Annotated in this window: 8 protein-coding genes; 3 read left to right on the top strand and 5 right to left on the bottom strand. The window is 69.1% G+C overall.

The window, feature by feature from the left end:
* The first annotated feature begins 92 nt into the window (after positions 1-92).
* From IU452_RS37150 to IU452_RS37140, 3 genes are all read left to right on the top strand, one after another.
* Positions 93-2,543 carry a BTAD domain-containing putative transcriptional regulator gene (locus IU452_RS37150; protein ID WP_195113958.1) on the top strand — a complete coding sequence of 817 codons (2,451 nt, stop codon included), beginning with the start codon at positions 93-95 and terminating at the stop codon, positions 2,541-2,543.
* Positions 2,544-2,635: 92 nt separating this feature from the next.
* Positions 2,636-3,238: a metal-dependent phosphohydrolase gene (locus IU452_RS37145; protein WP_195113957.1), complete on the top strand. Its 603-nt coding sequence runs from the start codon at positions 2,636-2,638 to the stop codon at positions 3,236-3,238.
* Between the two features lie 160 nt (positions 3,239-3,398).
* On the top strand, positions 3,399-4,742 hold the full coding sequence (locus IU452_RS37140; protein WP_195114024.1) for an alkaline phosphatase family protein: 1,344 nt from the start codon (positions 3,399-3,401) through the stop codon (positions 4,740-4,742).
* 6 nt (positions 4,743-4,748) lie between these two features.
* On the opposite strand, the gene IU452_RS37135 is transcribed toward IU452_RS37140, so the two are convergent.
* From IU452_RS37135 to IU452_RS37115, 5 genes are all read right to left on the bottom strand, one after another.
* Positions 4,749-5,375, bottom strand: coding sequence for an MBL fold metallo-hydrolase (locus IU452_RS37135; protein WP_195113956.1), 627 nt, complete (start codon positions 5,373-5,375; stop codon positions 4,749-4,751).
* The gene (locus IU452_RS37130; protein WP_195113955.1) at positions 5,376-6,461 is read right to left on the bottom strand and encodes an S-(hydroxymethyl)mycothiol dehydrogenase; all 1,086 of its coding nucleotides are present in this window, start codon (positions 6,459-6,461) and stop codon (positions 5,376-5,378) included.
* Positions 6,462-6,582: 121 nt separating this feature from the next.
* Positions 6,583-7,158 carry a carboxymuconolactone decarboxylase family protein gene (locus IU452_RS37125; protein ID WP_195113954.1) on the bottom strand — a complete coding sequence of 192 codons (576 nt, stop codon included), beginning with the start codon at positions 7,156-7,158 and terminating at the stop codon, positions 6,583-6,585.
* A 103-nt stretch (positions 7,159-7,261) separates the two neighbouring features.
* Positions 7,262-9,739: an excinuclease ABC subunit UvrA gene (locus IU452_RS37120; RefSeq protein ID WP_195113953.1), complete on the bottom strand. Its 2,478-nt coding sequence runs from the start codon at positions 9,737-9,739 to the stop codon at positions 7,262-7,264.
* A 102-nt stretch (positions 9,740-9,841) separates the two neighbouring features.
* Positions 9,842-11,083, bottom strand: a complete 1,242-nt coding sequence (locus tag IU452_RS37115) for an oxygenase MpaB family protein (RefSeq protein ID WP_195113952.1) — start codon at positions 11,081-11,083, stop codon at positions 9,842-9,844.
* Positions 11,084-11,188 lie beyond the last annotated feature (105 nt).

Genomic DNA, 11,188 nt, shown 5'->3' with positions numbered 1-11,188 from the left:
GTCAGTGTTGTGACTGTTGCTTGCGAATTCCCTGCGGTTCGTCCGTGTGGTCGTACGACGTCGGGGGTCGGACGAAACACGGCGGGCCGTCGATGACGACAATTGCGCAAAAAAACGGCAAATCGGATTCGGACAATTCTCGTGAATTCCCGGCCGTCGAGATTCGAATGCTCGGCCGGTTCATCGTGCGGCGCGCGGGCGTGCGGGTGGCACCGCGGGAGTTCGGCGGGCTGCAGGCGCGACGGCTGCTGCGGTTACTGGCCCTGCGGCCGGGCACGCTGCTGTCCAAAGATGCGGCCGCCGAGGCGCTGTGGCCGCAGCGGCAGCCCGCCGATCCGGCGGGCAATGTCGAGGTCCTGATCAGCCGCATCCGCAGCGCGCTCGGCGACCGGTCGCTGGTCGAAACCGGCCCGGCCGGATACATGCTGGTCATCGACGAGCGGATCTGGATCGATACCGAGGCCCTCCTGGCCGATACCGCCCGCGGCCGAGGCGCGCTGGCGACCGACCCGGCCACGGCCCTGACGGCGTTCACGCAGGCGCTGACCGTGTGGGGCGGTGAGCCGTTGACCGAGGACGCCTATGCCGACTGGGCGCAGGACCCTCGAAACCGGTTGTGCGACACCTATCTCCAGGCTCTCGAAGGTGCCGCGACCGCCGCGCTGGCCGTCGGCGACCCGGTGACCGCCGCGCAGTGGGCCCGGCTGGCCTGCGAGCGCCAGCCCCTGCGCGAGGCGTCGACCCTGCTCCTGGTGCGCGCCTTGGCGCTGGGCGGCGACCGGGCCGCCGCACTGGGCGCCTTCGACGAGTTCCGCGCCCGGTTGGCCGACGAACTCGGCGTCGATCCCTCCACCGCCGCCCTGGCACTGCGCCAGCAGGTGCTGCTCGACCAGATCACCCGTCCCGCAGAAGCGGACGCGGACCGCGCGCTGCGACAGCGCATTTCGGACCTCGAGCCCACGCGGACGGACTTACTGGCGTTGATCGCGATTGCCGGGCGGCCGGTCTCGTCGGCGCTGCTGACCTCGATCGTCGGCGGTGACCTGCGGGCCGCCCTCGATGATGTGGAGTCGCTGCGCCGAACCGGCCTGGTGAGCGCCGCGACGGATCACGCACTGGCCCACCCCCATGATTCCGGCGGATGGGTGCTCGCCGGGCCGGAGGTCGCCGGGGTGCTCGACTCGGTGCTGGATGCCGGGCGGCGGGCGCGGTTGCATCTGCTGTTGGCCGCGGAGCTGCGTCGGCGCGGCGGTGACCTCGCGGAGATCGCCGCGCATCTCGCTGCCGCCGGTGACGTGTCCCAGGCGGCCACCGCCTACGCCGCGGCGGCCGAGGACCGGCTGCGGCGGATCGCCGACGATGCGGCATTGCGCTGCGCCGAGGCCGGTCTCGCCCTGCCGGTGGGCGGTCGGCAGCGGGCGGCCCTGCTCACCGTGCGGGCCGAGGTGCGTCGGCGGCGCGGCGCGCTGGAGGCCGCGCGCACCGACCTCGAACAGGCGCTCGGCGAGACCACCGGATCCGACCGCTCGCGTGTGCTGTCCCGGCTGGCCATCCTGGAGACCCGCGCCCGCGATACGATATTGGGAAATGAGCTGGCGGAGTTGGCGATTGCCGAGGCCGGTGACGATCCGGCGGCCCGGGGCCAGGCGCTGGCCGCGGCGGCGATCATCGACCTGACCCTGCCGCGCTTCGACCGCGCACGCCGACGCTTCCGCCAGGCACGCCGGCTGCTCGAGCTCTCCGGCGATCCGCAGGGCGCCACGCGCCTGGTGTATTGGCGGTCGATGGCCAGCTTCCTGACCGGGCACATCGCCCGAGCCGAGCGGGAGCTGGACCAGCTCGTCCGCCTCCCGCTGACTCCGGATGAGCTCCTGCGGCTGTGGAATCCGCAGACGTTGCGCGGCTACACCCGCTTGTTCCTGTGCCAGCCGCGGGCGGCGCTGACCGATATCGACGCGGTGCTGTCCTGGGCGCGTGGCGTCGACCACCCCGTGGTGCAGTGTCGCTGTCTGTGGCAGCGCAGCGAGGCTCTGGCCGCGCTGGGGGAAATCGACCAGGCCCTCGACGACGCAGAATCGGCGTTGTCGATCGCGAGCGGCGTGAACCATGCCGAGGAGACGGCCGCGGCCTGGCGCGGTATCGGCGTGGCCGCGCAGGCGCACGGTGACCTCGGCCGCGCGGAATCGGCCTTCCGGCGATCGCTGGCGGCGGCGGAGTCCGTACCGCTGTTCTCCGGCTGGGCGGCGGCCCGGCTGGGAGTGGTCCTGGTGCATCAGGGTCGATTGGACGAGGCCGAGCCGATGGTGGAAACCGCTGTGCACCACAGCATCCCCCTGGTTCGCCACGAAGGGCGGTGGGCCTACGCGGAACTGTCGCACGCCCGCGCCGACAGCAGGGCATCGCAGCTCGCGCGCAGCGCACTCGATACCGCGTGTGCCGCCGGTCATCTGGCCCTCGTTCCGCGCCTGGCGGAACTCGCGCACGGCCCGGTGCGCCGACGAGTCGTCCCGTGCGCGGAATTGGCGCATTCTTCGCGAAATTAGACGTACCAGGTGGTTGCGTAACCCACCCGGTAGCGACGATCTTGGAATTGCCGATGTGGACTCTCACCGCATCGGTGAGAAGGAGATGATCGATGCGTTATCGGGCCGCCCCGGTGGAGTGCCCGGACTCCCCCTTGGCACGGACCGCCACCGGGCTCCTGGTGGCGTGCGCGCCCCCGGTCCTGGTGAACCATTGCCAGCGGGCGTATCAATTCGGGTGGGCGCTGGGGGAGGTGCACGGGTGGACGGTGGATCCAGAGCTGCTGTACATCTGCGCTGTACTGCACGATCTGGGCCTGACCGAAAGATTCGACGGCCCAGCCGGTTTCGAGCTGGAAGGTGCCGCCGCAGCGGCGGAATTCCTGCGCGAGCAGGGTTGTCCCGCCGACCGGGTCGCAATAGTCAGCGATGCCATCGCCGTGCACCTGGACGCGAATCGAGACCGCGGTCTCGTGCCGGAGATCGACCTGACGGCAATGGGCAGTGGCCTGGACACCCACGCCCTCCGCGTGGACGCTCTCGACCGCTCGTTCCTGGATGCGGTGCTGGACGCCTGGCCCCGTCTCGGATTCCGGCACTGGTTACGCGAGAAGTGTTGCGAGCAGGCCCGGCGCAAACCGGAGTCCAAGGTCGCCTGGTGGGTCCGTTCCGGCATGATGCCGGAGGACATGGGCTCTCCGCACTTCACCGAATAGGCGATACGTCCGAGTTCGCGCGAGAAGCTACCGCGTGGAAACAGTCCGTTCACGGTCTCGCCGTAGCGTGACCGCGGTGAGTGAATTGCACACGCCCGGGAGCGGTTTGACGCGGCGGCGTTTCCTGGGCGGGGCGGCGCTGGCGGTGGCATTCGCGGCGATGCCGCCGAATGTCCGGCGGGTGCTGGCCGAACCGGTGGCGCCGCAGCCGATCGAGCATGTGGTGCTGCTGATGCAGGAGAACCGCTCGTTCGACCATTACTTCGGCACCATGCCGGGCGTGCGCGGGTTCGGCGATCCGGACGCGGCGCGGCTGCCCGACGGGTCGCCGGTGTTCCGGCAGCCCGATCCGGAGAACCCGGACGGCTACACGCTGCCGTTCCACCTGGACACCTACCGCAACAGCGTGCAGAAGATCCCGTCCACCTCGCACGCCTGGGCGGTGCAGCACGAGGCGCTCAACGGCGGGAAGATGGACCGCTGGCTGCCCGCGCATCGCAAGGCCGACGGCGCCAACGGCCCCTACGTGATGGGCTACTACGAGCGCGCCGACATCCCGTTCCACTTTGCCCGGGCCGACGCGTTCACCGTGTGCGACGCCTACCACTGCTCGGTGCTCGGCCCGACCTGGCCCAACCGCATGATGTGGATGACCGGGACCATCGATCCGGACGGCCGGGGCGGCGGGCCGATCACCCGCAACACCGCACCGCCGGGCGGCTACGGCTGGACCACCTATCCCGAACGGCTGGAACAGGCCGGGGTGAGCTGGAAGGTCTACAACGAGATCGACGACTACGGCCTGAACCTGCTGGAGCAGTTCCGCCGGTTCCGCCAGGCCCCGAAGGATTCCGCATTGCACCGCAAGGGCATTGCGACCTCGCCGATCGGACAGTTCGAACGCGATGCGCGCGAGGGCAAGCTGCCCGCGGTGTCCTGGATCCTGCCGAACGCCGCCGCCTGCGAGCACCCCGACTATCGGCCCGCCGACGGAGCGAAGTTCATCGCCGACCGGATCAACGCCCTCGCCGCGAACCCGCAGCTGTGGGCCAAGACGGTGTTCATCGTCACCTACGACGAGAATGACGGCCTGTTCGACCACGTCGTGCCGCCCCTGCCGCCCGCGGGCGAACCGGGTGAATTCGTCCGCGGCGAGCCGATCGGCGGCGGCTATCGGGTGCCGACCATCATCGTGTCCCCGTGGACGGCGGGCGGCTGGGTGGCCACCGAACCCTTCGACCACACCTCCTGCCTGCGTTTTCTGGAGTGGTTCACCGGGGTGCGCGAACCCAATATCTCCGAGTGGCGCCGTCGCACCTTCGGCGACTTGACTTCGGCGCTGCGGCTGGACAAGCCCCCGGCCACCACCCCGGTGCAATTCCCGGGCGTGGATATGGAGGTCGCCCGCGCGAACGCCACCGATCGACTGCCGAAACCGGTCGTCCCGGCCAGCCCGCAGACCGAGCCCACCCAGGAGCCCGGCACCAAACCGCACCTGCCCTGATAGGTGTCAGTGCCCCCTGCGACGCCATTCGTCCAGGTGCGGGGCCTCCGCGCCGATGGTGGTCGAATCGCCGTGGCCGGTGTGGACCGTCGTCTCCGGGGGCAGCGTGAGCAGCCGCCGTGCGATCGAGTCGACGATGGTGCCGAAATCCGAATACGAGCGCCCCGTGGCTCCCGGGCCGCCCTGGAAGAGGGTGTCGCCGGTGAAGACCACACCGAGATCGGGAGCGTGGAAGCTGCAGGCGCCGGGGGCGTGCCCGGGGGTGTGCAGCACGCGCAGGGCGGTATCGGCGACCCCGATGAGCTGCCCGTCGGCCAGCTCGCCGTCCGGATCGAGGTCCGGATGGGTCAGTCGCCACAGCACGAGATCGTCGGGGTGCAGCAGGACGGGAGCGCCTGTCGCGCGGGACAATTCGGGCGCGACGCGGATGTGGTCGTCGTGGGCGTGGGTGGCCAGGATGGCGCGCACCGTGCGGCCGCCGATCAGGCCGAGGATCGCCGAGACGTCGTGCGGTGCGTCGAGGACCACGCATTCGCTGTCGTCACCGACGACCCAGACGTTGTTGTCGACGTCGAAGCTCTGGCCGTCGAGGCTGAAGGTTCCCGAGGTGACGGTGTGGTCGATGCGGGCCATCTACAGCACCACCACCGAGCGCAGTACCTCGCCGCGATGCATCTTCGCGAACGCCTGCTCCACCTCGGCGAGTGAAATCGTCTCGGTGACAAAGGCATCCAGGTCCAGCCGCCCCTGCCGGTACAGGTCGATCAGATACGGGAAGTCACGCGAGGGCAGGCAGTCGCCGTACCACGACGATTTCAGGGCACCGCCGTGGGAGAAGAAGTCCAGCAGCGGCATCTCGAGGCGCATGTCCGGAGTGGGCACTCCCACCAGGACGACGGTCCCGGCCAGATCGCGGGCGTAGAACGCCTGCTTCCAGGTCTCGGGCCGGCCGACCGCATCGATCACCACGTCGGCGCCGAATCCGTCGGTCAGCTCCTGCACTCGGGCGACCGGGTCGCCGTCGGCGGCGTTGATGGTGTGGGTGGCGCCGAATTGCTCGGCCCACTTCAGTTTTCGCTCGTCCAGGTCGATGCCGATAATGGTGGTCGCCCCGGCCAGCCGCGCGCCCGCGATGGCCGCATTGCCGACACCGCCGCAGCCGATCACGGCCACGCTGTCACCGCGGGTCACCCCGCCGGTGTTGAGGGCCGCGCCCAGACCGGCCATGACCCCGCACCCCAGCAGACCCGCGGCGGTGGGAGCGGCCGCCGGATTCACCTTGGTGCACTGCCCGGCGTGGACGAGAGTCTTCTCGGCGAAGGCGCCGATGCCGAGCGCCGGTGTCAACGGGGTGCCGTCGCTGAGCGTCATCGGTTGTGCCGCATTGAATGTGGAGAAGCAGTACCACGGCTTGCCCTTGCGGCAGGCCCGGCACGTCCCGCACACGGCCCGCCAGTTCAGAATGACGAAATCACCCGGTTCCACCTCGGTCACCCCCGCGCCGACCGTCTCCACGACGCCCGCGGCCTCGTGACCGAGCAGGAACGGGAAATTATCGTTGATCCCGCCCTCTCGGTAGTGCAGGTCGGTGTGACAGACGCCGCACGCCTGCACCCGCACCACGGCCTCGCCCGGTCCCGGATCCGGGATCACCACCTCGACAACCTCCACCGGAGCCTGCTTGGACCGTGCGACCACACCCCGAACCGTCTGCGCCATGGGACCGATCCCCTTTCCTCACCGCGGAACCAACTTTCACACAGTCGCATATGTGCACACGACAACGCCATCCTTTGCACGGATTGCCAAGGCGGGGTTACGGTTCGGGGCCGATGCCTGGTCAGTGGCCGCTGTTGTGCGCGTTCAGCATGGCCTGCAGAACCCGATCGTCGGCCGGGGGATCGAGCGGGACGTCCAGCACCGTGGTGAGCCGGGCGACGAGAAAGTAGTAGCCGGTCACGAAGACGGCCTCGACGACCTGCCGGTCGTCGTAATGACGTGACACCTCGTCGAACACATCGGCCGGTACCGTGGGCGCGGCGGCAACCGCTGCGGCAAACCGCAGCAGGGCCTGCTGCGCCACGCTGAAGGCCGGGTCGTCCCACCGTCGTGCCGCCGCCGCGGCCTGCTGGGCTTCGCTCACCCCGACCGAGCGCGAGATCGGCTCGTGCTGCGCGGTCTCATAGGGAGCCTCGTAGCAAGCCCCGCACGCCAGAATCACCAATTCCCGATCGACCGGGCTCAATGCTCCGGCGGCGAACAGCACCGACCCCACTCGGGTGAACTCGATCGCCAACTCGGGTGACCGCGACAAGGCCCGCACCAGATTGATGCTCATAGCCGGGCGGATGGCCGCGGGCACGCGCGACAGTACGTCGTCCAAACAGGAATCGTCGGGCAAGGTGATACCGGCCATTGCGTCCTCCCGTTCGATCGTCGCAACCCTCTGCACAATGTTGCGAGGGACGCTACCCGGCGATGTCGGCGTACCGAGCCGACACGCTACGGGGTGGTCGGAATCATGTCGGCCTTCCGGCGGTCGCCGCTGATAGGTGGCGATGCAGCCAATACCCCGTGCGACTGTGCGGATCGGCGGTGATCTGGTCCGGGGTGCCGGTGGCGATGATGCGGCCGCCGTCGGGGCCGCCGCCGGGGCCCATGTCGATGATGTGGTCGGCGTTGGCGATCAGGTCGAGGTCGTGGTCGATGACGACGACGGTTGCGCCCGCGTCGAGGAGGCGGTCCAGGACCCCGACGAGAGTGCGAACATCGGTGGGGTGCAAGCCGATCGACGGCTCGTCGAAGACGTAGAGGATGTCGTGCTGGTCGGTGCCCAGGGCGGTGGCCAGCCGCATGCGCTGGGCTTCGCCGCCGGACAGGGCGGCCGTGGGTTCGCCGAGGCTCAGGTAGCCGAGCCCGACCTCGTCCAGGGCGCGCAGCGGCGCGGTGATCTTCGGGTGGTCGGCGAAATGCGTGACGGCCTCGGTGACCGTCATGGCCAGCACCTGCGCGATGGTCTTGCCGCCGACCCGCACCGCGAGGGTCTCGGGGTTGTAGCGGGCGCCGTGGCAGTCCGGGCAGGAGACGGTCAGGTCGGGCAGGTATTGGATATCGAGGTTCAACTCGCCCAGCCCTAGGCAGGTCGGGCACTGCCCGGCCGCGGTGTTGTAGGAGAAATGCGTTGCGCTGAGCCCGGATTCGGCGGCATACCAGGAGCGGATCGGGTCCAAGGCGCCGCTGTAGGTGGCGGGAGTGGATCGCGAGTTGTTGCCGATCGGCGTCGCGTCGACGTGAACGGCACGCCGGATGCCCGCCTTGTCGAGCAGGCGCACATGGCCCGGTGGGGTATCGGCGGTGAGGGCGGGGACGAGGCTGTCGAGGATCAGCGAGGTCTTGCCGGACCCCGAGACCCCGGTCACCGCCGTCAGGCGGCCCACCGGAATCCGTGCCGTCACCCGATGCAGGGTGTACCACCCGTCGACCGTGAATCGCAGTGCGGGACCGCGCCATTGAACCGCCCGGCGCGTGCGGAACAGAGTCTCGGCCCGGCCGGACAGATACGGCCCGGTGACCGAACGACGGTTGCGCGCCAGCTGTGCGACGCTGCCCTGGGCGACGACGGTGCCACCGGCCTGTCCGGCGCCCGGCCCCATTTCGATCAGATGATCGGCATCGCGCAGCAGCGCGATATCGTGGTCGACCGCCACCACGGTATTGCCCGCATCGACCAGGCTGCGCAACACCGACCGCAGCCCGTCCACATTCTCCGGATGCAGCCCCACCGAGGGTTCGTCCAGGACGTAGAGCATCCCGGTCGACCTCGCCTGCAAGGTGTCGGTGAGGCCGATGCGCTGACGCTCACCGGTCGACAGGGTCGAGCCCGCGCGGTTCAGCTCGAGATAGCCGATCCCCAAGCGGCACAACGGCTCCGCCGCCGTACGCAGCTCGCCGGTCAACCGGTCCGACAGCGGTTTCAGCTGAGCCGGAAGCGAGGTGCCGACCGTCTCGGCGAAATCGTCGAGCTGATCGAGCCGATAGGCGCTCACCTGGGCGAGATCCAGATCGGCGAGCGTCGTCGCCAGCGCTTCGGGACGCAACCTGCTGCCGTGACACTGCGGGCACGGGCCGGTGCGGAAGAACCGGCTCAACCGCCGCCGCGTCACCTCGCTGGTGGTTTTCGCCAAGGCGTTTTCGATTGTGCGGCGGGCACTTTCGTAGGTCATGACCGGGCTGACGGTACGCCCCGCCTTGCTGGTGAGGTGGACCTCGCGCCGCACCGGGGGACCATCGAGCAGGATCTTGCGTTCGCGCGCAGTCAGTTTGCGCACCGGAACATCGGTCCGCACGCCCAGTTCGGCGGCCACCTCCGGCATATAACAGCGCCCGGCCAGATTCCAGGGCAGCACCGCGCCCTCGGCGACCGATCGGCTCTCGTCGAGCAGGGTGGCGGGATCGATCTCGTCCCGGATGCCGAGCCCATCGCAGGCCGGACAGCGGCCGAGGGTGTTGAACGAGAACGACTCCGCGCTCGGGTGCTCGAAATGCGCCCCGCACACAGGACAATCCAGCCACAGCCGGTCGCTGGTCGCGAGGGACGGCTCGAGACGGTGACCGTTCGGACAGACATGCGACCCGAGCCGCGAGAACATCAACCGGACGATATTGAGAACCTCGGTCATCGTGCCGACCGTGCTGCGCGGCCCCGGCACCGGCGGACGCTGCCGCAGCGCCAACGCCGGCGGCAGAAAATCCACGCGATCCACATCCGGCCGCGCCGCCTGCCCGATCCGCCGCCGCGTATAGGCCGACAACCCATCGAGATACCGCCGCGACCCCTCCCCGTACAGCACCCCCATGGCCAGCGACGATTTCCCCGACCCCGATAACCCGGTCAACATGACCAGCGACCACAGCGGCACCCGCACGTCGACGTCGCGCAGATTATGGGTGCGCGCCCCGACCACCTCGATCGCCCGGGGCAACCGCAGACCTGTCATCCAGACCCCTGTTCACCGCGTGAACCCGCCTCGACCCGCCGCTGGAAGCATGCGCCAGCCTCCTGCGAAACCAAGATCGACACGCCGGTTCCGGTGCCGGAGTCAGCGCGGTGGTTGAGCCATGTCCCGGTTCATCGTCGGGAGTTCGATGCTGATCGGCATTCGTAGTTCGGCCAGGTAGATGAGGGCCGATTGGCGGAGGAATTCGTCGAAGAGCCAGTAGATGTCCGGCGCGAGCGGGACGACGGGGAGCAGGCCCTCGCGGACGGCGATGAACGGCCCCCAGCTCAGCCGCAGCATCGGATCCCACACCGGTTCCCTGGGGATGTACAGCCCGTCGGCGATTCGGTCACCGAGCAGGAATCGGGTGAACGCACCGAGCACCGGCTTGGTGAGCAGGGCGAGATCGAGCTGGGTACCGAGCCGCAGGAGCCGATCGGCCAGTTTGATGCCCTCGGGTGTCACCGCGAGGATCGGATCGAGGACCTGCGCGGCTTGGGAATTGGCCTCGGCCCACGAGTTGGGGATGTATTCGTCGCGAACGCCGAGCATGTGCGCGGCCAGCTGCCAGGAATGCAGGAACGCCTCGGATTCGTGTGCGGGGATGGGCACCCGCCAGGCGGTCAGATGCTTCATGACGGTCGTGGGCAGGCTGTGCCAGGTGACCATGATGTCGTTCTGACTGATCGGAACATCCTCATCGGCGACCTGCGCCCAATGCGGCGATTGTGGCAGCAGGTGGCGCACCGCGGCATGCACCAGGCGGGTCTTGACGCAGGTCACGATCATCTCGCCATCGGGGGCGTAGGCGTTGTGCGTGCCGATGTCGTAGCCGAGCTTGGCGGTCTTGGAGATGCGGTCCTTCAGGTCGTGCCCGCCCTTGGAGTAGTAGACCGCGCGCGCCTCTTTGGGAATGACGGTGCTCATCATGCCGCTGGCGAGCCCGTACAGGACGCCGAGGTAGAGCCCCCGCTTCTTGTTGAACTCGACCGCGGTGGCCAACTTGCCCTGATCGGCCCAGGGCGGCAGCCGGCGCGCGTACTCCATGAAATCCCGCAGGTCCGAAGGCAGACCGGCGGGCAAGGGCTGGCCATTCCTGGTCCAGGTCCGCAGCATCTCGTTGATCCTGGGCACCTCACCGCGGTCGAGCGCCGCGGCGACCACCTCGTCGGCCTCCGGATCCCACACGGTGAGCGGATCGGCACCGTCCCCGCCGCCTGCCACCGACCCCTCCGGCGACCATGTCCACGGCTGCGCCCGCGCCGGGCTCATCGCAACCAGTGCACCTAACGCGCCCAACGCCCCGCCGGTCTTCAATGCGTTGCGCCTGCTGAGTCCGTCCATCTCTTCGCCATCCCTCAGTGAGCCCCGAGCGCCACCGTGATGGTCCGAGAACACCGCTAGCGCCCGCGGTGCGCTAATCAAGAAAGAACTGTGACTAACTTAACA

It is taken from the genome of Nocardia transvalensis, assembly GCF_015477765.1.
Classification (GTDB): domain Bacteria; phylum Actinomycetota; class Actinomycetes; order Mycobacteriales; family Mycobacteriaceae; genus Nocardia; species Nocardia transvalensis_A.
Note: the sequence above shows the minus strand (reverse complement) of the source record. Positions and strands in the feature narration are given on the sequence as shown.